This window comes from Lujinxingia litoralis, from assembly GCF_003260125.1.
Classification (GTDB): domain Bacteria; phylum Myxococcota_A; class Bradymonadia; order Bradymonadales; family Bradymonadaceae; genus Lujinxingia; species Lujinxingia litoralis.
Window position 1 is genome coordinate 189,399 of the sequence record NZ_QHKO01000006.1, and the last position, 19,292, is coordinate 208,690.

Annotated in this window: 18 protein-coding genes and 2 tRNA genes; 9 read left to right on the forward strand and 11 right to left on the reverse strand. The window is 65.8% G+C overall.

Annotation, left to right across the window (positions count from 1 at the left end):
• The first annotated feature begins 36 nt into the window (after positions 1–36).
• Positions 37–720 carry a deoxynucleoside kinase gene (locus tag DL240_RS14095; protein ID WP_111730543.1) on the forward strand — a complete coding sequence of 228 codons (684 nt, stop codon included), beginning with the start codon at positions 37–39 and terminating at the stop codon, positions 718–720.
• 32 nt (positions 721–752) lie between these two features.
• On the opposite strand, the gene DL240_RS14100 is transcribed toward DL240_RS14095, so the two are convergent.
• Positions 753–2,699 carry a serine/threonine-protein kinase gene (locus DL240_RS14100; protein WP_111730544.1) on the reverse strand — a complete coding sequence of 649 codons (1,947 nt, stop codon included), beginning with the start codon at positions 2,697–2,699 and terminating at the stop codon, positions 753–755.
• Positions 2,700–2,790: 91 nt separating this feature from the next.
• Here DL240_RS14100 and DL240_RS14105 point away from each other — a divergent pair, with 91 nt between their 5' ends.
• The gene (locus DL240_RS14105; protein WP_111730545.1) at positions 2,791–3,549 is read left to right on the forward strand and encodes an AgmX/PglI C-terminal domain-containing protein; all 759 of its coding nucleotides are present in this window, start codon (positions 2,791–2,793) and stop codon (positions 3,547–3,549) included.
• Here DL240_RS14105 and DL240_RS14110 read toward each other — a convergent pair.
• From DL240_RS14110 to DL240_RS14135, 6 genes are all read right to left on the reverse strand, one after another.
• A complete protein-coding gene (locus DL240_RS14110) occupies positions 3,543–5,219 on the reverse strand; it encodes a vWA domain-containing protein (RefSeq protein ID WP_158542581.1) in 1,677 nt (558 codons plus the stop codon). The two genes, DL240_RS14105 and DL240_RS14110, sit on opposite strands and share 7 nt — an antisense overlap.
• A 52-nt stretch (positions 5,220–5,271) precedes the next feature.
• A complete protein-coding gene (locus tag DL240_RS14115; RefSeq protein ID WP_146618307.1) occupies positions 5,272–5,958 on the reverse strand; it encodes a hypothetical protein in 687 nt (228 codons plus the stop codon).
• A 103-nt stretch (positions 5,959–6,061) separates the two neighbouring features.
• Positions 6,062–7,606, reverse strand: a complete 1,545-nt coding sequence (locus DL240_RS14120; RefSeq protein WP_111730548.1) for a vWA domain-containing protein — start codon at positions 7,604–7,606, stop codon at positions 6,062–6,064.
• A gap of 316 nt (positions 7,607–7,922) precedes the next feature.
• Complete coding sequence (locus DL240_RS14125; protein WP_111730549.1) at positions 7,923–9,077, reverse strand: DUF7151 family protein; 1,155 nt, start codon at positions 9,075–9,077, stop codon at positions 7,923–7,925.
• Between the two features lie 230 nt (positions 9,078–9,307).
• Positions 9,308–10,615, reverse strand: coding sequence for an oligosaccharide flippase family protein (locus DL240_RS14130; RefSeq protein WP_158542582.1), 1,308 nt, complete (start codon positions 10,613–10,615; stop codon positions 9,308–9,310).
• 2 nt (positions 10,616–10,617) lie between these two features.
• Positions 10,618–11,775, reverse strand: a complete 1,158-nt coding sequence (locus DL240_RS14135; protein ID WP_111730551.1) for a glycosyltransferase family 4 protein — start codon at positions 11,773–11,775, stop codon at positions 10,618–10,620.
• 136 nt (positions 11,776–11,911) lie between these two features.
• On the opposite strand from DL240_RS14135, the gene DL240_RS14140 reads away from it, so the two are divergent.
• On the forward strand, positions 11,912–13,000 hold the full coding sequence (locus tag DL240_RS14140; RefSeq protein ID WP_111730552.1) for a nucleotidyltransferase family protein: 1,089 nt from the start codon (positions 11,912–11,914) through the stop codon (positions 12,998–13,000).
• A gap of 55 nt (positions 13,001–13,055) precedes the next feature.
• Here DL240_RS14140 and DL240_RS20280 read toward each other — a convergent pair whose 3' ends face one another.
• Positions 13,056–13,646 carry a hypothetical protein gene (locus DL240_RS20280; protein ID WP_111730553.1) on the reverse strand — a complete coding sequence of 197 codons (591 nt, stop codon included), beginning with the start codon at positions 13,644–13,646 and terminating at the stop codon, positions 13,056–13,058.
• Between the two features lie 341 nt (positions 13,647–13,987).
• On the opposite strand from DL240_RS20280, the gene DL240_RS14150 reads away from it, so the two are divergent.
• From DL240_RS14150 to DL240_RS14165, 4 genes are all read left to right on the forward strand, one after another.
• Positions 13,988–14,061 (forward strand) — tRNA-Pro (locus DL240_RS14150).
• Between the two features lie 55 nt (positions 14,062–14,116).
• Positions 14,117–14,190 (forward strand) — tRNA-Arg (locus DL240_RS14155).
• A gap of 250 nt (positions 14,191–14,440) precedes the next feature.
• Positions 14,441–15,157 (forward strand): hypothetical protein, encoded by a 717-nt coding sequence (locus DL240_RS14160; RefSeq protein WP_111730554.1) that lies wholly within the window; start codon positions 14,441–14,443, stop codon positions 15,155–15,157.
• Between the two features lie 122 nt (positions 15,158–15,279).
• Positions 15,280–15,582: a putative signal transducing protein gene (locus tag DL240_RS14165; protein ID WP_111730555.1), complete on the forward strand. Its 303-nt coding sequence runs from the start codon at positions 15,280–15,282 to the stop codon at positions 15,580–15,582.
• A gap of 22 nt (positions 15,583–15,604) precedes the next feature.
• Here the strand turns inward: DL240_RS14165 and DL240_RS14170 are convergent, their stop codons facing one another.
• The 3 genes from DL240_RS14170 to DL240_RS20035 are packed head-to-tail and all read right to left on the reverse strand — an operon-like array spanning position 15,605 to position 17,607.
• Positions 15,605–16,579 (reverse strand): polysaccharide deacetylase family protein, encoded by a 975-nt coding sequence (locus DL240_RS14170; protein WP_111730556.1) that lies wholly within the window; start codon positions 16,577–16,579, stop codon positions 15,605–15,607.
• The gene (locus tag DL240_RS14175) at positions 16,576–17,319 is read right to left on the reverse strand and encodes a glycosyltransferase family 2 protein (protein ID WP_111730557.1); all 744 of its coding nucleotides are present in this window, start codon (positions 17,317–17,319) and stop codon (positions 16,576–16,578) included. The genes DL240_RS14170 and DL240_RS14175 overlap by 4 nt, the downstream gene beginning before the upstream one ends.
• 30 nt (positions 17,320–17,349) lie before the next feature.
• Complete coding sequence (locus DL240_RS20035; protein ID WP_158542583.1) at positions 17,350–17,607, reverse strand: hypothetical protein; 258 nt, start codon at positions 17,605–17,607, stop codon at positions 17,350–17,352.
• A gap of 154 nt (positions 17,608–17,761) precedes the next feature.
• Between DL240_RS20035 and DL240_RS20040 the strand changes: the two genes are divergently transcribed.
• Together DL240_RS20040 and DL240_RS14185 are read left to right on the forward strand one after the other, a co-directional pair.
• Positions 17,762–18,229, forward strand: coding sequence for a regulatory protein RecX (locus DL240_RS20040; protein ID WP_158542584.1), 468 nt, complete (start codon positions 17,762–17,764; stop codon positions 18,227–18,229).
• 120 nt (positions 18,230–18,349) lie between these two features.
• Entirely contained in the window at positions 18,350–19,288 is a 939-nt protein-coding gene (locus tag DL240_RS14185) for an EamA family transporter (RefSeq protein WP_111730559.1), read from the forward strand.
• Positions 19,289–19,292 lie beyond the last annotated feature (4 nt).

Below are 19,292 nucleotides of genomic sequence, written 5' to 3' on the forward strand. Positions count from 1 at the left end.
GGTTATGCCGGGCGCCGGGGCGCCAGAAGAGAGACGATGACACAGCCACACGACACTCGCCAGATCATCGAGGTTGACCGCACCCCGGAGACGCCCCGGGATGTGGCAGGCAAGCGCCGCTACATTGCGGTGGCCGGTAATATTGGCGCCGGGAAAAGTTCGCTGGTGGAGTTTTTATGCCAGCGCTACGACATTGAGCCCTACTTCGAGCCCAACGAAGAGAATCCTTACCTGGAGGATTTCTACGCCGATATGAACCAGTGGAGCTTTGCCAGCCAGATCTACTTTCTGACGGCGAAGTTCAAGCTCCATCTGGATCTGGATCAGACGACGCACAGCGTGATCCAGGATCGTACGATCTGGGAAGATGCCGAGATCTTTGCGGAGAACCTCTACCGCAAGAAGTTGATGAGCGAGCGCGACTATCGCACCTACCGTCAGCTCTATGAGGCGGTGCGCTCCCAGATCCAGCCGCCGGATCTGATGATCTACCTGCGCTGCCCGATTCGCGCGGTCAAAAAGCGCATCAAGCTGCGGGGACGGGAGATGGAGAAGAACATCCCTACGGCCTATCTCAAGCAGCTCGATCGGCTCTACGAGGGGTGGATCGCCAACTACAATCTGAGCCCGGTGGTAATCATCCCCAGCCATGAGCTCGATTACGTGACGGACCTGGTCGACTGCCACGATATTCTGACGGCGATCGAGAAGTACCTCTGAGGGCCGGGAAATGGGGGGGCTGGCGAAGGGCTTTAGCTCAGGAAGAGAGCCCAGATCAGAACCAGGAGCGCGATGAACACGGCGCTGAGGCCGCCGGCTACCCAGAGAGTGCCCGAGCGGGAGGAGGGCGCGGCGGGGAGCTCGGTGTCGCTGCGGTGCCGCTGGGTCTGGTGGTGGTTGAGAGGCCGGGCCCGGAAGGATGCCGGATTTTGAGGGAGCTCGCCGGCGGGCCGGGTGGTGGTATCGCGGGAGTCGACCTCGGCTCCGGCGATGTTGCTGGCGAGGGCCTTGTGGAGGGCACCGGGGCGTTCTCCGACGGTGGGGTCGGAGTCTTCGCCGGCCAGTTCAAAGAGCGGGGTAGGGGCTGGCGAGTCACTCTGGTCGGGGAGGCGGTGTCTGGCGCCGGGGCGCTCTCCGAGGGTGGGAGCGGAGTCTTCGTCGGCCAGGCCGCTGAGCACCGGTGAGAGGGAGGAGGGGCGCCGGGCGCGGGGGCGTTCCAGGGTGTCAACGCCCTCCTGTGTCGCCGGGGCGTCGGGAGGCTCCGGTCGGTGCGGGGTTGGCGAGGGCGGACGTTGGGCGCGGCGAGCTTGTTCGGCGGCCGCACGCAGCTCGCTGGCCGAGAGGTGCAGTGCGGTGACTTCGCGGGAGTCGGCGCCGTGATCGACGGCGATGATGCCGGAGCGATGGCGATTGAATTCGTCGGTGGCCTGATCCTGGAGGGCGCGTTCGATGCGTTTTCGGGGGATCGAGGAGGTGGCGCGTTGATCTTCGCCGTCGAACTCCGCCGCGGGGGTCTCAGGATCGGTGGGGAGGGCGTCGATGAGGGCGCGTCGCGTGTGCTCGCCGGCGTCTTCGTCGGGGCGGGCGTTGAGGGAGGGGAGGGACTGGCTTTTTCGCTGAATGGCGATCTCGCGGTCGCGGGAGATCTCCTCAAAGGCCCGCGCGCTCATCTCGTGGGTGGCCAGGGCGGCGTCGCTCCTCTCGGTGGAGGGACGCGTGGGCAGCAGCGGGGCCAGGCGAAATTGAGCGGTCTGATCCTGGGCGACTTCGTTGGCCGCCATCGCCATCTCCAGAAGTTCGCGGGGGATGGGGCGAGTGTCGGTGGAGGTGCCGATATCGGGGGAGGTGACCTCGATGAGCGCCGAGGTCATCTGCTGGATGGACTGGAAGCGTTGCTCGGGTTCTTTGGCCAGAGCTTTGAGGATGACCTTTTGGAGGCGTTCGCTGATCTGGGGGCGGAGCTGGCGAGGCGGCGCGGGTGCGGCCTCGACCTGGGCCATCATCAGGGCGAACTCGCTGGCCGCATTAAAGGGCACCTCTCCGGTGGCCAGTTTGTAGAGGGTGCAGCCCAGGCTGTAGATGTCGGCGCGGCCGTCGATGGCGCGCGCGCCCACGATCTGCTCCGGGCTCATGTAATGGAGCGTGCCCACGGTGGTGCCGGCCGCGGTGAGCTCTCGCCCCTTGGTGACTTTGGCCACCCCGAAGTCCATGACTTTGGGGGTGAAGAAGCCGGCCATCGGTTTGAGGAGGACATTGCTGGGTTTGAGATCGCGGTGAACGATGCCCCGGGTATGCGCCAGCCCCAGGGCGCTCATCACCGGCAGCATCAGCTCGATGATTTTGCTCTCCTCCAGGGGGCCGTGGCGCCGCAGGTACTCCTCCAGGGTGTGGCCCTCGACGTACTCCATGACAAAGCAGAGCATCGGCTCCTGGATGACCCGGTAGACGTGCACGATGTTGGGATGCTGGAGCATCGCCTGGATGCGGCCTTCGTCGAGGAAGCGTGCGCGCACCGTCGAGTTGTCGAGGTAGTGAGAGAAGAGCACTTTGATGGCGACCGGCAGGCCGGAGTGCTCGTCGACGGCCAGGTAGATCGAGGCCATGCCGCCGTCGGCGATGCGCCGCTCAATGCGGTAGCGCTCCAAGAAGAGCTGCCCCGCGTGGAGCTCCTGATGTTCGGATTTGGCAGATGTTCCCATCGGGTGGCTCAGGGGCTAGGAGGGCCAAAGTCGACGACGGGGGCAGTGTAACCTACGATGCGAGCGACGCAAATTACACCGGGAGTTGATGATGAGCGCAAAGACGCGGGTGGCGACCCTCGCGATCGTGGGAGGGCTGATGGGGGCCGTCGGCTATGGGATGCTGGCCTCGTCGGGGGAGGCCGAGGTTGAGGCTGAAAAGACGCCGGGGCGTTCCGCGTCGGCGCCGGTGGCCTCCGCGAAGGGCGGGGCGTTCGCCGGGCGGGCGATGAGTGCGGGCGGGGGGGCGGAGACTCAGCAGGGAGCTGTGGGTGGGGCGGAAGACAGGGTGGAGGCTGGCGAGGGTGGGGCGCAGGCGCAGCGTTCGGAGCGGCGTACTCGGGAGGCGGTGCAGCCCGGGGCGGTGAGCCCGGATGCCGGAGAGGAGGGGGGCATGAAGGGGGTGGGGCCCTTGCGCTGGGCGCGTCAGCCCTTGAGCCCGGAGGCGCTGGCGGTGTTGGAGGATGAGCTCGATGAGGGGGAGATGCGCCAGGCTCAGGAGCTGGCGATGCGCCAGGACCGTCGGCGTTCTATTGAGGCGGTGGAGGCCGGGGTGCGGGGATGTTACGAGGCGCTGCGCCGGGAGCAACCCGAGCGTGGGGGGCGAGTGGCGCTGCGCTGGACGATGGTCGCCGCAGGCGGGGTGGGGCAGGTGGTGGATGCGGTGATAACGGCCAACGTGGGCCTGCGCGATGCGGGCTTTGAGGGGTGCGTCGCGCAGGCGCTCCGGGGGCTGGAGTTTGAGGCCGTCGGGGAGGCGGAGGTGGTGGTGGAGTGGCCCTTTATGCCCCGGGAGGTCGGAGTTCAGTAGGCGGTCCACAGCTCCTGGGCAAAGGTGATGAGATTGGCGAACTCCACCTGGCGCGCATCGTCCTTGTAGGCGCTCCTGGCGACGACGGCGAGCATCTCGTTGAAGGGTGGGGGCGGATCGCTGCCGGGCTGGATCTGGAGGCTTTCGGCAAAGGAGGCGACCGCGGTGGCAAAGCGCAGCTGGGCCGGGGCTTGCTCGAAGGTGGCGTAGACCTGGGCGGGGGTCAGCCTCTGGCTGAGGTGTTGGCCGGGGGCGCCGAGGTCTTTTTTGTAGCGAATGTCGACCCTGGCGAGCTCGGCGTCATCGGGGAGCTCGTCGGCGAACTCCACCTCGTAGAAGGCGGTGACCGTGTGCCCGGGGCCGAGCTCGGCGGCGTCAATCTGATCGTTTTTAAAGTCTTCGTTACGAAGGCGGCGTTTTTCGTAGCCGAGCAGGCGGTAGCGTCGGACGTGGTCCGGGTTGAACTCGACCTGAAACTTAACATCGGCGGCCAGCACCTGGAGGGTGCCCACGATGCGCTCTTTGAAGACGCGGTCGGCCTCTTCGAGGGTGTCGATGTAGACGTAGTTGCCGTTGGTGTTGCGAGCCAGGAGCTCCATGGTCTCATCCTGGGAGCCCAGGCCCATGGCGACGGTGGTGACGGTGATGTGGTCGTCGCGGTAGGAGCGGATCAGCTGGGCCAGGTCTTTGCCCGGGGGGCCGACGTTAAAGTCGCCATCGGAGAAGATGATGACGCGGTTGTTGCCCTCTTCGATGAAGGCGTCGCGGGCCAGTTGGTAGGCGTGGATGATGCCGGCATCGCCCCTGGTGGTGCCGCGGGCGTGGAGGGCGTCGATGGCCGCGATGATCTTGTTTTTGGAGGCGACCGGGGTGGGGTTGAGTGCGGTATGGGTGCCGCTGGCGTAGGTCTGAATGGCCACGGTGTCGTCGGGGCGCAGGCTCTCCACGAGGGTGCGCATGGCGATCTGGGCGGCGGGCAGGCGGGTGTCCAGGCCCATGGAGCCGGAGATATCGACGAGAAAGACCAGGTTGGAGGGTTTCATGTCTTCGACGGCGATGTCAGCGCCGCGGATGCCCACGCGCATCAGGTGGCGAGGGGTTTCGGGGTCCGAGCCGAAGTAGCTGGGCAGCGCATCGATCTTGATGGAGAAGTCTTGCCCGGTGGGGGGGGCGTCGTAGTCATAGCTGAAGAAGTTCAAAAACTCTTCGGGGCGCACCGACGAGGGATGGGGCAGGAGTCCGTTGAAGAGGGCATCGCGTGAGGCGGTGTACGAGGCGGTGTTCACGTCGATGGAGAAGGTGGAGGTGGGCTCCTCGGAGGTGGGGGTGAAGTGGTGTTGGACGGCGGGCCGGGTTGGCGCTTCGGTGGCCAGACGCGTGGGCTGGGAGAGGCGGGGGATAGGCGCGAAGCGGGGGCTTTCCCGGGTCCGGGAATCGAAGAAGTCTGGTGCGCGGGCCGCCGACTCGGTGCCCGGGGAGGCGGGGGCTGTCGCGCCGGGGGCCGACTCGGAGTTTGGGCGATCGACGGGGCGGCTTTCGAAATCGACGGATGTGGAGACGTCCTGGTTAACCTCCACGACGTCGAGCTTGTTTTGGACCAGGTGGCCCCCCACCAGCAGGAGGAGGATGAGGGCGCAGATGCCCAGGATGATCTTTTTGGTTCTGGTCATGGTAGCCCCAATCATTCGTTAAACAGGTTATCAGCAGTGTCAGGGGGGCGTTTCAGCGTTCCGAGGGGAGGTCGATCTGAGCGCTCTGCTTGTAGCGTTCGATTCTCTGCTGATTGCGCTCCAGGCGTCGTTGATTCTCGAGCTCCCGGGCGCCGGGTTTCTGATGGTGGGTGGCTCGGATCTCGGCGTCCCCGGGGGCTTCGGCCCGTGTCTGCGCGGCGAGGCGTGCCTCGGAGATGTCGCCGAAGGTCTCTTCGGCATCCGGGGGCTTGATGCCCAGGCGTTGCAACTGCTCGCGCTGGTAAAGCTGCTCGCGTAGAGCCTCGCGCTTTAGCTCCTGTTTCCAGGTCAGGACCCTTTGGCGGCGCAGCGCTTCCTCTTGCTCGATGCGTTTCCGGATTTCTTTTTTCCTGGCCAGCGTCTCGGGGGTGTCGGGAGCGGGGGGAGGAAGGGGGGAGGCATCAAAGCTGAAGCTTACCGTGTCAGTCTCCCACTTCGGGTCGGGCGTGATGACCGTGGCGGCGTAGATTTTCATGCCGAAGACAAGCAGCACGGCCAGGCTCAGGGAGGTAGCGAAGAAGGAGAGCACAGCGGTTTTGAGTGACATGGGGGCCCCGGGCAGTGCTCGACCGTAGAAGATGAGGCCGGCGAGGGTGTCGTCGGTGTCAGGAGCGTTGTGCGGAGCGAACCCGCTCATCTTAGCGGCCCAGAACCAGGTTTCCAGTCGTATTCCGGGCATTGCGACCCATCTCGTCCACGGGCAACGATCCCGGAGCGCGCAAAAAAGAGCCCCGCGCAACCGGGGAGGTCGGGCGGGGCTATCGCGCGGCGATGGGGGAGGATTAGGGCCAGAGGGCGGCGGCCTGAGCGACGAGTTCTAAAAACTCCTGGCGATGGGCATCGTCGTCTTCGGCCGCGGCGCTGGCGATGGTGCGGACCTCTTCAAAGCGGGCGCCCTGGCTGAACAGGCTCTCTTTGAGGATGGCGGCGAATTCGACCACCGCGCTGGCGAAGCGGAAGTCGGGTGAGGCCTGGTCGAAGTCGTCGAGGACCTGGGAGCGCTTGATCAGCTGGCTCTCCAGGACGCTCTCTTCGTGGAGCCGGGCTTTATGGCGCACGCGCACCTCGGAGAGGATGAGGTCTTCGGTGGTGTCGGTGAGTTCCAGCTCATAGAAGGCGGTGACGGTGTGGCCGGGGCCCACATCGGCGGCGTCGCGGGTGTCGTCTTCGAAGTCTTCGTTGTTGAGGAGGCGTTTTTCGTAGCCGACCAGACGGTAGCGGGCGACGGCATCGGGGTTGAACTCGACCTGAATTTTGACGTCGGCGGCGATGATTTCCACAGTGGAAGGGAGCTCGGAGCCGAAGATGCGATGAGCCTCTTCTAAGGTGTCGATGTAGAAGTAGTTGCCGTTGGCGTCGCGGGCCAGCGCTTCCATCGTGGCGTCGTTGTAGCCCATGCCCAGTCCGACGGTGGTGATGGTGATCTGGCGATCGCGGTACTCGCGGACCATCTCGGCCAGGGATTCGCCGGTGCGGCCGACGTTGAAGTCACCATCGGACATGATGATGACGCGGTTGTTGCCGCCCTCGATGAAGGCTTCTTCGGCCAGGTTGTAGGCGTCGACCAGTCCGGCCTCGCCATTGGTGGCACCGCCGGACTGGAGGGAGTCGATGGCCTCGGCGATGACCTGGCGGTGCTCGACCAGGGTGGGCTCCAGCCGGGTTTCGCTGCCGCTGGCGTAGGTGTGAATGGCGATGGAGTCGGTGGGGCGCAGGTGCTCCAGCAGGGTGTGCATGGCGCGGCGAGCCAGGGGCAGACGGTTCTGGGAGCTCATGGAGCCGGAGATGTCGATGAGAAAGACCAGGTTTGTGGGCTTCATCTCTTCGATGGAGACATCGGCGGCGCGGATGCCAATGCGCAACATGTGGCGGTCGGCCCGGGCTTGGTCCCGGGTGAAGCGGGAGGGGGCGATCTCCATGTTGATGGAGAAGGCGTCGTCCGGTTGAGGTTCGGGGTAGTCGAAGCGGAAGAAGTTCAAAAACTCTTCGATGCGCACATGGGCGGGTTCTGGAAGCTGGCCGGCCTGGAGCAGGGCGCGGGCGTAGGTGTAGCTGGCTGTGTTGACGTCGACCGAGAAGGTGGAGGTGGGTTCATCGGCGGCCTGGACGAAGTCGTTTTCTTCGAAGACCGGGTGGTCTTGATGTTCGGGCGGGGCTTCGTCGGGGGCGGCCGGATCGCTATTGGAGTCGTATTGAGGGGCGCCGGGTTCTTCCGCGTAGTCGTTGCGGTCCTGGGTGTCGTAGCCCCAGTCGTTGTCGGCGCAGGCCGAGAGGGTGAGACCGACGAGGGCTGCGGTGAGCAGGTGTGGGGTGCGAGAGGGACGCATCAGGAGCTCCTCAGGGTGAGCGGTGGTCGAATCGAGGGAGTGAGCTGGAGCTAAGCAGGGAGTGTGCCAGCTGTGTGGGGGGCGGCTGTGGGAAGCGGTGGTCGGTGGCCGGTGGGGTAGGGGCTATCCAGCCGGGCCGCGACAGGTGGAGCGCGCCTATGCCAGCGGGGGAGAGGGCGGCGCGGGTCCGGCCCCCGGGCACGAGTCTGGCCCCCCGGGTGAGCGTAGAGAGAAGACGCAAAAAAGCCCCCTGAGTCCGGGCGGATCGGGGGGCTGGAGGCGCCCGGGAGGTCCGGGCGGGAGAGTCACAGGGGGGTTACTGCACGCTGAGCGGCCCCACGATGGTGGAGGGCAGGCCGATCGTGGCGGGCGACACCACCGTGAGGGGGGCGTTGGGTGAGCCTTCGGCGGGGATGGTGGTGCAGGTGCCGTTGTTTTCCAGGTACGAGGTGATGGTGTTCGTGCTCGGGGATACCAGGCCGTCGGGGCTGATGTCGGTGGCGATCAGCAGATCGCCTGTGAAGGGGTCGTGGAAGACGGTGCGGCCCCAGACCTGAAGGTTCGGCATGTTGAAGAAGCTCAGGTAGCGGGTGCCGGAGCAGCCCGCAGCGCTGTACTCCAGCGTGCTGACGGGTTTGGTGAAGTTGCCATTCCACGTCAGGCTAACCCGGTAGCCGGTGGAGGTGAGCACGCTGATCTGACCGGCAGTAGAGCCGATGATGAGCCCCAGAGGTTGGTTGTTGCCGTCGTAGAGCATCGCGCCGCCGGCGTCTTCGCCGGCCGGCCCCTGGGGGCCCTCTTCGCCGTAGCAGAGCGCGTCGGTGGAGCTGACCTGGTCAATGACGCTGTCGCCGGTGGTGTCGTAGCCAAAGATCACCTGCACGCCGCCGGTGGGACAGTCCGAGGAGCCGGTGGGCAGTGTCGAGGTTTGCACCAGGAGCTCGTTGCCGTCGTTGCCGTCGTTGCCGTCGTCGCCGTCGCAGACTTCCACCGAGTCGACGATCTCGTCTTCGGAGAGGCTGCCATCGTCATCTTCGTCGTAGCCAAAGACAAAGAGGTTGCCGCCCGAGGCGCAGACCTCGCCGGGCGCCACGGGGATTTTTTCGAAGGTCAGCGTGCGGCCGCTCTCTCCGTCTTGTCCGTTGGTGCCGTCTTGTCCGTTGGTGCCGTCTTGTCCGTTGGTGCCATCCTGTCCGTTTTGCCCGTTGGTGCCGTCTTGCCCGTCGGCGCCGTTGCAGAGGGGGTAGGCGCTCTCGAGTTCGGAGGCGTCGATGAGGGCGTCGTTATTGGCGTCGATGCCGCTGCGGACCTCTACGCCACCAAACTCACAGGTGTCGCCCGGGGGGAGTTCACGGAGCTCGATGCTCGGAAGTGCCGGGGTTTCGGTGGCGGTATTGTCTGCCTCGCCGCCGCAGGCGGCAAGGCTCAGCGTGAGAAGCAAGAGAAGGGGCGTGCCAGCGCGCAAAAGCATAGCGGATTCCACAGAGAGAGAAAGGAACTCACCCGGTCGGTCAGGAGAGGGGGAAGCGCTAAAATAGAGAGGCTCACGAGAGATTCAAGAGGTTTGTGAACTTTTGTCTGTGGCAGAGGGCGCCCTTGCCTTCTCGGATGGGACTGCCCCCCCTCGGAGCTTCAAGGGGCCCGCGCGCTCCGGGCAGCGGGAGGATTGCCCGGAGAAAGCCGCTCGCGAAGCGAGCAAGCTTAGCCTGCGTAGGCGCGGTATTCGCCCTGATCGACGGCGCGGACCTTGCGGGTCATGGAGAGGGTGAGCCAGATGAACATCAGGGCCTTGGCCACGCTGTAGGCGAACACGCCATAGACGGGCGATCCGAGCGCAAAGCCCAGGGCAATACCGGAGATGCTGAACACCAGCGAAACGCTCTGCCAGCCCAAAAACCAGCGCTGCCGGTTGAGTACCGGGATCAGGGCCGAGGAGGGGATGGCCATCAACTCAAAGTAGAGGAAGATCAGCAGGTAGCGGGCGTAGACGCCGGCGCCGGTCCACTCTTCGCCCAGTCCGAGGGTGAAGACCCAGGGGGCAAGCCAGGCGGCGATGATGGCCGGGAGGATGCCCACGGCGGCCAGGAGGAAGGTGGTCTGTTTGTGTTCTGCGAAGAGGGGGCTCTTGGCGTTGAGGCGCTCGCTGGCCCGCTGGAAGAAGACGTTGTAGACGGCGCTGGCCAGGAGCTGCACGGGCATGCGGCAGATGAGGTAGGCCACCGAGTAGAGGCCGGCGGCGGTGGCGTCGAATACCAGCCCGAAGAGGATCACTGGCAGGCCGTTGGTCAGCCCGTGAATGAGAGTGGCCGGAGCGTTGTAGCGCGGGAAGTCGGCGAAGGTGCGGGCGAGCGCTTTGATTCGCGAGAGGCTGAAGGCCCGGCGCAGGGTGGTCAGATCTTCGCGCAGCACCTGGGTTAAGAGGACCAGGGTGCCGATGAGTGAGCCCAGGACTTGTCCGGCGACCAGTCCCAGGGTGCCCACGGCGGCGACGCCGGCGCTAATCTTGGAAGAGGCGGAGACGGCGGAGCCGGCGACCTGAGAGATGGAGGTGCGCTTGAAGGCTTTCTTGCGCGTGCACCAGAAGCTCAGGGTCTGGAAGAGGCCGGTGATCAAGACCATGGGGGGGAGCCACCACAGCCAGTTGGCGGCGTCGGGCTGGCCGAGTTGCGTGGCCAGGGGCTGGCGGCCCACCAGAACCACCAGCGCGATCAGGAGGGTGAGCGTGGAGATGAGGCCCAGGCTCAAGCTCAGCAGGTTGGCCGCGTCATCGTCGTCGTCGGGGAGCACCATGGCCATGTTGTAGCGAAGCGCGGAGACGCCGGCCAGGATGTTGACCACCGAGTTGAGCATGCCGAGCACGCCGAAGGCTGCCGGCAGGAAGAGGCGGCTGAGCACCGGGGTGGTCGAGATGGTGATGATCTGGGCGAGCAGCGTACCGCTGGCCAAAAGAGCGATGTTTTTGAAGAAGGCGCTCTTGAGCAGAGTGTGGAGGCGTTGGACTACAGACACGCTCAGGCTCGCTGTGCGAGGAGTTGGGAGTAGAGCTCGTAGAGGTCGTCGGCGATGGCCGAGGGGTTGTAGCGGGTTAGTGCGCGCTGACGAGCAGCTTCTCCGTGGCTGGCGAGGAGTTGGGGACGGAGACGGTAGCGGTTGAGGGCGGCGAAGAGGGCGTGGTCATCGTCGGTCGGCACGATGAGGCCGGTCTCTTCGTGGGCCACGGCTTCCTGGCAGGGGCCGATGTCGCTGGCGACCACGGGAAGACCCATGGCCGCGGCCTCTAAGAGTACGTTGGGGAAGCCCTCGCGTCGAGTGGGCAGGGTGAGCAGGTCGAAGAGGGGATAGAGCGCGGCGGTGTCGGGTTGAAAGCCCAAAAGGTGCACGTTGGGATGAGCTTTCAGGGCGTCGCGGGTGGCCGGGCTCAGGGCGTCGCGCTCTTCAAAGGGGCCGACTAAGACCAGGTGGGCGTTGGGGGCCACCTGATGAAGTTTCTCAAAGGCCCGGGTCAGGGTGGCGATGCCTTTGTCGACGACCAGGCGTCCGACAAAGCCGACCACGAAGTCGTCTTCGGAGAGGCCGAGTTCGGCGCGGCTGCGGGCGCGGTGGTCGGCGTCGAAGCGCTGAGGGTTGAAGCGATGTTCGGCGTCGACGCCCTGGCCGCTGCCCCCGGCCAACACGCAGATGCGCGAGGGGGCGCAGAGGTTGAGCTCCAGCGCGGTCTGACGCAGGGCAAAGCCCACGGCGATGGTGCGGGTGGCCAGGGTGGTGGAGACGCGCTCGGTGGCCGTGAGCAGGGTGCGCCGCCAGCCGGTGGCGGTCTCCAGGGGGAGCCCGCGCATGTGGTAGATGCGCACCGGAGTGCCGGCGGTAAAGGCGCTGATGGTGCCGAGGAGGCCGCCCTTGGGCGTGTGGGCGTGCACGATGTCGGGGTTGAGGCGGCGGATGGTCTTAAAGAGATCGCTCAGCGCGCGCAGATCTTGGACTGGCGAGATGCGCCGGGGCATCTCCACGGTGTGGATGGGGATGTCGAGCTCCCGGGACATGCGTTCGACATGGGGGCCCGGGGAGCAGAGGGCCTCGATCTGCATGCCTCGTTGCTTCATGGCAGGGAGCTGCGTGCGAAGAAAGCCCAGCGACTCGGCGACGGTGGTGATGTGGAGCAGGCGGGTCATGGAAGCCTTGCGCGAAGAGCGAGTGGGGAAAAGGACGGGCCATCGGGAGGCTCGCCGGTGGCGGAGGTGATACCAAAATGCGTACAAAGGATCGACTGAACAGAGCGAGCTTTGATGTGTGGTGTATGAGGTGCGGATGACCAGGGGCCAAGGGTGGTACGAGGGGGCGTTGCGGGCGATGGCCGGCGGGGTGGCGCTGGAGAAGCTCGATGAGCGGGGGGCCGAGGGGGTGCTGTCGCGGGCGCGACGCTTCGGGCTGGAGGCGCCGGTGTGCGCGGTGTTGCCGGCGGTGGGGGCGGTGTCGCGCGAGCGCCTGCGCCTGGCGGCGCAGGCTGCCCTGGTGCGCGAGACCACGCTGGAGGTGGTGGAAGCGCTGAAGGGGCTGAGCTTTTTGATCTTGAAGGGGGCGCCGCTGGCGGCGCTGCTTTTTGGAGAAGACGCCCGATGCCGGGTCAGCGCCGATGTGGATGTGCTGGTCCTGCCCGGTGATCGCGAGGAGGTGAGTCGGCGATTAAGGCAGCGGGGGTATGCGCCCGCGCGTGAGGAGGCGCCCCGGGAGTGGGCGTACAATCAGCACGCCTGGTGCCATCGGCGCACCGGGGTGATGGTGGAGGTGCACTGGGCGGTGGGGTTTCCGGAGCTTCCGCACCTGAGTGTGGGGCGCTGCCTTCAGCAGGCGCGTCGGCGGCGGCTCTGGGGCCAGGAGGTGCCGGTGCCCGCGGAGAGCTGGGCGGGGTTGCAGCTGGCGATGCATCTTCAGCAGCACCTGGGCTTTGCCCGGGGGCTGCTCGATCTGGGAGCGTATCTGGATCGTTACCCGCAGGTGTGGGCCGCCGGGGAGCTGGAGAACCTGGCCCGCACCGCCGGGCTCTGGGGGGTGGTGTGCTGGGGGATCCGGGCGCTGGAGCTGTTGGTGGAGCGTCACAGCCTGGCGCCGGTGCCTCGCGGGGTGGGGGCGGTGGAGGTGCTGGCCCGGGTGAGCGCCGCGGCCGCGCGGGGGGCCCTGGTGGGCGAGGCGCCCGGGAGGTTGCGCGGAGCGGTGGCGGCGGTGATGCCGGAGGTCGGTCCGGCGGCCGCGCTGATGATGCGAGCGGCGACGATGGCCGCGCTCGATACGCCAAAACTCCGGGCGCGCGGGATGGTGCATGCCACGCTGCTGGGGCCTCATGAGCTGGGGCGTGGCCTGGATCGGCTCGGGGCCTGGCGATGGGTAGGACCGGGCTGAGGTAGCCCCGGAGAGGGGAAACGTCGGCCTCGCAAAGCGAGGCCGACGCCGACGATCAGCGACCGAAGAGCGCGCGATCTTTGTAGTCGCGGTACTCCGGGGTCTCTTTGACCGGTTCCATCAGCGCTTCGTAGGCCTCGTCGCCGAGCTTCTCCTGGAGCGCCTGCTTGAGCTTGAAGGAGTCGGCCGGCCCGGCGATCGCGTAGAAGTCGACGAGCACGCGGGAGGCGGCTTCATCGCCGTCGTTATCACGCTCGGCGATCAGGGCTTCGACGATGGAGAGCGGGCGTTTGAGATCGATGGTGGTGCCGCTGGAGGGCTTGCGCACCTTGGCCGGGGCCGCTTTTTTGGCCGGGGCTTCGGTGGCGCGGGGCGCCGCGGGCTCTGCTTTTTTGGCCGGGGCCGCTTCGGCGGTCTCGGCGGCGGGCGCCGGCTGCGGGGGCGCCGGCGACGCGGCGGCTTCGGCGGGGGCGTCATCGGTGGAGGCGGTGTCGGCCACCGGGGAGCCCAGGGCCGCGCTCAAGAGCTCTAAGGCCATCTCGGAGTAGGTCTTGCCGAGACGATCGGCCATCGCTTTGACGCCTTCGACGACTTCGACGCCGTCGCGATCACTGGCCCGAACAACGAGTTGTGCTTTGTAAGCCATAACGTAAGAGCTCCATCGATGCTGCATTAAGTTCCATAGGCCGCACAGGGCCCGGGGCACGTGCCCTGAGGGAGTAGGCTGACAGGGCGTACCGAAAAAAGCGAGCCGTCCCCCCCGCTTAAGAGGGAAGAGGCACAGAAGGGTTGAGCCCGGAGATCACGGAGGCTCGCCGGTCCAACATGGCATATTTACGACGCTCTGGTCGATTTGAATAGGGGGGATTGGGGACGAGGTTTTTGGGAGTGTGACACGAGTTGCGCAACGCGAGCAGATCGATTAAGAAGATCGTCGCCTGAACCGTCGCAGCCGATCGTCATGTGATGCGCGGACTCCTGGCCTGTCGGGGCGTGGCGCAGCCTGGTAGCGCGCCTGCTTTGGGAGCAGGATGTCGCAGGTTCGAATCCTGCCGCCCCGACCTCGACCCGAAGCTCCCCCACCTGTGGGGAGCTTCGGGTCCTTTTTTGTACCAGGCGCTCGTAGCTCAGTTGGATAGAGCAACGGCCTTCTAAGCCGTGGGTCGCAGGTTCGAATCCTGCCGGGCGCGCTTTTAACACCACCATCATTGCGGGGGCTTGAGCTGGCCAGCGCGTGCTACGCGTGCGGGCTCGCCAGCTCTGCACACCCATCTGTTGCGGCGGGACGCAAATTTACACCCTCGCCGGGGCGGTGGTAACGTGCGCGGGAATGAAGTGAGCACGAGGGGAAACAAGCCTGCATCTTTTTGTGTGGGGGCGTTTTCTGTGGCGTGCGCCGAACGGCGATGTGGATGTGAAGCAAGGTGCAGGAGGCAGGTGATGATGTGGCGAGGATGGATGGTCCTGCTGGTGATCGCGCTGGCGGGGGGCTGCAAAGGGGAGCCGCCGGCGGCGGAGCCGGTGTCGCCAAAGGACGATGCGAACTCGGGTGACGTCGAGGTGAATGAGGGCGGCGCAGACGCTGAGGTGAATGAAGGCGACGCAGACGTTGAGGTGAATGAAGGCGACGCCGGAGAGCCGGGGAACGGAGGCATCGCGGGGCTGCACCCTCGTCAGGTGCTCTACGACGAAGATGGCGAAGCGGTGGAGGCGGTGGTGGTGGGGGGGCCTACTTATGGAAGTTTCGGGGCGCTTCAGGTGGGTGAGATTTGGGAGCCGGATAACGCGGTTTTGAGCTGCATCACCTCGCTTATCGTCGGGCCGGGGGGGCGCGTGCGTTCGGTTCCGTTGAATCTGGAGACCGGGGGGATGGAAGGGTGCGTCTTTTCCGCGGAGCACGTTGTTGTTTACCCATCGAGCGACTGCAGCGGTGAGCCGCATGTTAATGCTACCCAAAATAATTTTATCGTAAGTGTTGACGGCGTCATGATGCGAGCGGCCGGAGAGGTGATCGAGGTGGAGACGTATTCCAGGTGGTATGGTGGCGAGTGTTCAGCCCTGAGTATGCCGACCCGGCTTCTTCCTCTGGAAGCGCTCCCCTCGTGGCTTGCCAACGCGTTTCCGAACCCGCCCTATGAGGTGCGCCTGGAGTTTTGAGGGCGTGACCACAGGCCGCGCCTGCGCAGTACTGCGAGGGGGCGGCCCTTGTTCGACCTGTGCAGGTGTCTAGTGTTAAGCGGCCCGAAGCGATATGAAGACCTCTTTCCCCCGGAGTTATGATGCTGCATTCCAAAGCCAAATCTTCGCCGACCACCGATGAAAACGTCGAGATGATCGAGATCTACGCCTCCTCCAACTTCGCCGAGATGGAGTTCCTGACCGACATGTTCGACGAGGAATCCATCGGGTACTTAACCCGGGAGATGGAGATGTCGATGATGCCGGTGCACGTGGGCGGCCACGACGAGGTGCGCCTGGCGGTGGAGGCCGGTCGCGTGGAGCAGGCGCGGGGCCTGATTCAACAGGCCATCGTCGATGAGGCGATCCCGGGCGACGGGCACTTCATTGAGCACGAAGAGTGAGTGCGGCCCGGGGGGGAGGCGCTCAGCCAAAGAGCTGCGCGGCGAGTTCGGTGGCGAAGAGCTCGCGCATGGGCGCCAGGGTGCGGGTGGAGGTTATCAGCGAGAGGGTGCGCGCGTAGCGCGCGCGCTTGGTCTGCCAGGGCACCCGGAGATCGGGCTGGCGAGCGATGAGCTCGCCAGCGTCGGGCTCGCCATCCAGATCGCGGGCGTCGATGAAGTCCAGCGCGTGGAACTCCAGATCGAAGTAGGTCGGGAAGCTCGCCTCCACCAGCGGCCAGAGGCGCTCCAGTCCCGGGGCGTCGAGCAGGTGCAGACTGGTGCCAATGAGCGGGAAGCTGCCCGCGGGCAACACGGCTACGGGCACCTCCCAGTAGCGGGGCTCGGTGGGCGTGGGGTTCGGGCGCCAGAAGCGCTCCAGGTCCGGTGCGTAGGGGGCCCGCGGCGCGCGAAGCGCGCGCGGGTCGGTACGATCGCTGCGGCTGGGCTCGCCGCGTAACGTGCGCCAGCCCATCACCGCCGCTTTGGCCAGCCAGTAGGGACCGCAGCCAAAGACCGAGCTGTCGTAGCGATGCCCCAGCGCGTGGGAAGTCTGCAGCAGGGTCGAGCTCAGGTTATACCCCGGCGTGCGAAAGCCCACCGGGCGCGGGGCGCCGGCGTCTTCGATCGCATCATCGCAGCGGCGCAGCTGCTCCGAAATCACCTGCGGGTCGCGGCGCCGCAGGTCGTAGAAATGATCGTAGGTGTGATTCGCCGCCTCATGCCCCGCTTCCACCGCCTCGGCTAGCAGCGTGCGATGCGCCTCCTGCTCCAGATCTCGCCCCACTACAAAGAGCGTGGCGCGAAGGTCATGCTCCGCAAACAGGTCGAGCAGGCGGCGCACGCCTACCCGCCAGGTCACGTCGCCCCGGGGGTCAACGTCCTGCGGGGGCAGCCCGTGGATCTGGCGGTAGCAGAGGAGCGCATCCAGATCGACGGAGATCGAGGCGCGGGCGCTCATCGGTTGGTGACGCGAATCACCCAGACCAGGCGGCCCAGGTTCTTGAGCACGTTGGGCACGCGGCGCACCAGGTGGATCGAGGGCTGGCGCTTCTCGACGATGTGCACCGGGATCTCGGTCATGCGGAAGTTCATGCGCTCGGCGCGGATGACGAACTCGCTGGCGAAGAGATCGCGGTCGACCACGCAGCGGTCGATCACCTCGAGCAGGCGCTGGCGCCGAAACGCTTTGAGCCCGTGAGTGTCGGTGCCGTGGAAGCCCAAAAAGATGCGGAAGAGGCCGTTGAGCACCCGGGTGGCCATCCGGCGGAAGGCCGGGCGGTGGTCCAGGGAGCGATCCAGCGCCTTGCTGCCGACCACCAGGTCAAAGCCTTCCCCCTCGATCTTCTCCAGCGCGCGGGCGTAGAAGTCGGTGTCGCAGAGGTCGATCTCATCGCAGAGTACGATCTCTCCGCGGGCTTCCATGATGCCCCGGCGCATGGCCAGCCCGTAGTTGGGCTCATCGCTGTGGAGCACACGCAGTCTGGGGAAGCGCTCCTGAAGTGACTTCGCCAGCGCCACGGTGTTATCCGAGGAGCCGTTCTCGCTCAAAATCAGCTCGTAGCTGCGCGTGTTCAGACGAGGATCGGCGGCGATGTTAGCGGTCAACTCCTCGACGGAGGACTCAAGGATGAGCTCCTCGTTGTAGACGGGGATGACAATCGAGAGTTCAACGTCCGGAGAGACTTCTGGGTTCGACATGGGGCACACAGCGTAAGAGGGTGGGTAAGATCAGGTGGTGGAGTTGGTGTTCTGCGCGCGGATCCAGCGCCAGATGGTGTAGACCATGCCCATGTTGAAGAGGGCGACCACCGCCGCGATGACGTACAAAAAGAAGCCCTCGCCAGGAGGCTGCTTCAGACCAAGGTAGATGGGCACTCCCGCGGGCAAGAGCATGGCGAAGAGGCCCGCGGCCAACGAGGCGTACCCGGGAGGTTTGCCTGGTGCGGGGTTCTGGGCGTCGATGGGTTCGGGTGTGGATTCGGACATAGAAAACTCCTGGGGGCCAGCAGCGGCGCAGGATAACGATTGTGGCAGGCCGTCGCAACGCCACCGGGGGATGTGGCGCGCGTTTGCCCGAAACGCCCCCTGTGGTAAGGGTTGTGCGCTTGAAAGTCGAGCCCTTTTAACCCCCCCGAAGTCCTTGAAATCAGACCCTAAAGAGCACACCCGGGAAGACGTGGAGGCGGCGTCTTATCGCTTTCTGGCGCGTCGCGACCACGCCCGTGGCGAGCTGCGCCAGAAGCTGGAGCGCTACGACTTCGACCCGGCGTTGGTGGAAGATGTGCTCGACGAGCTCGAAGCGCGGCGCTATCTCGACGACGCACGCTTTGCCCGCACCCAGGCAGCACTGCTGGCCCAGCGCGGCTGGGGACCGGCGCAGATCGCGCATCGGCTGCGCCAGCGCGGCGTCGACGCGGCGGTGGTCGAGCCGGTGCTCGACGAGTTGGCCGAGGAGGAGCCCTGGCCCCGACGCGCGGCGCACTACTTTGAGGGAAAATTCGGGGCGCCCGGGCAGTTAGAGGATCGTGCGCAGAAGCGGGCCTTTCGTCATATGGTCTACCGCGGCTATGCCCCCGGGCTTGTGCGCCGGCTGCTCTTTGACGGCTGAGCGCGCCTGGGCCGGGGCTGTCATCCAGACCCATTGTGTTGTTGAGGCGGCGCCGGCTGTGCCGCCTCGTTCCTTTTAAGGAGGCTCTCCAGAGACCTCCGACCTACGCAGGACCTCAAGATGTTGAGCACGTTGTCTCTCGGGTTTGTGCTGGCGCTGGCTTCGGCGAGCTGCTGGGCGGTGTTGGATATCTCCCGCAAGAAGTTGGGTGGGACGATGAGCGCGACCGGCGCGGTGGCCGGTCTGATGCTCCTGCAGGTGCTATACGCCAACCCGGTGTTGCTCGCCGGCAGCCTCACCACGGTGGAGGGGCCCCTGGGGGAGTCGCTGATGGCGGGATACCCCTCGGTGCCCCTGAAGTATGCTTTGCCAGCCTCGGGAGCGGTGCTGCTCAACATGGTGGCGAACTTTCTCTTTCTGCGCGCCGTGCAGATTTCGCCGCTGAGCCTGACGACGCCCTACCTGGCGTTTACGCCGGTGTTCACGGCGGTGACCGGCTTGATCTTTCTGGGCCAGGCGCCCTCGGGGGCCGGCTGGGCGGGCATCGTGATCGTGTGCCTGGGGGCGTTCTTTATGAACCCGGGCAACAAAGAGGACGGGCCGCTGGCCCCCTTGAAGGCGCTGTGGACCGAGCGCGGCAGCTTTTTCATGCTGATTGTGGCCATGATCTGGAGCTTTACCCCGATCCTGGACAAGAGCGCCGCCGAGATGACCAGCCCCCTCTTCCATACGATGGTGCTGGCCGGAGGCGTGGGGACCATCTTTGCGCTGAGCCGCCGGGTGCGCGATGGCAGCTTCGGGCCGCTGATTGGCGAGTTTAAGTCCACGCCACGCTGGCTGGCCCTGGGCGGGTTGTTTGCGGTGGGTGCGATGGCCTTTCAGCTCTCGGCGTACGCGTTTATCGACGTGGCCTACGTGGAGACGGTCAAACGCGCGGTCGGAGTGAGCGCGGCGATCGCGGCCGGATACTTCTTCTTTGGCGAACGCAATATCCGACGCCGGCTGGTGGGGGCGGCGGTAATGTGCGTGGGGGTGGCGATGATTCTTCTGGCGGGCTAACCTG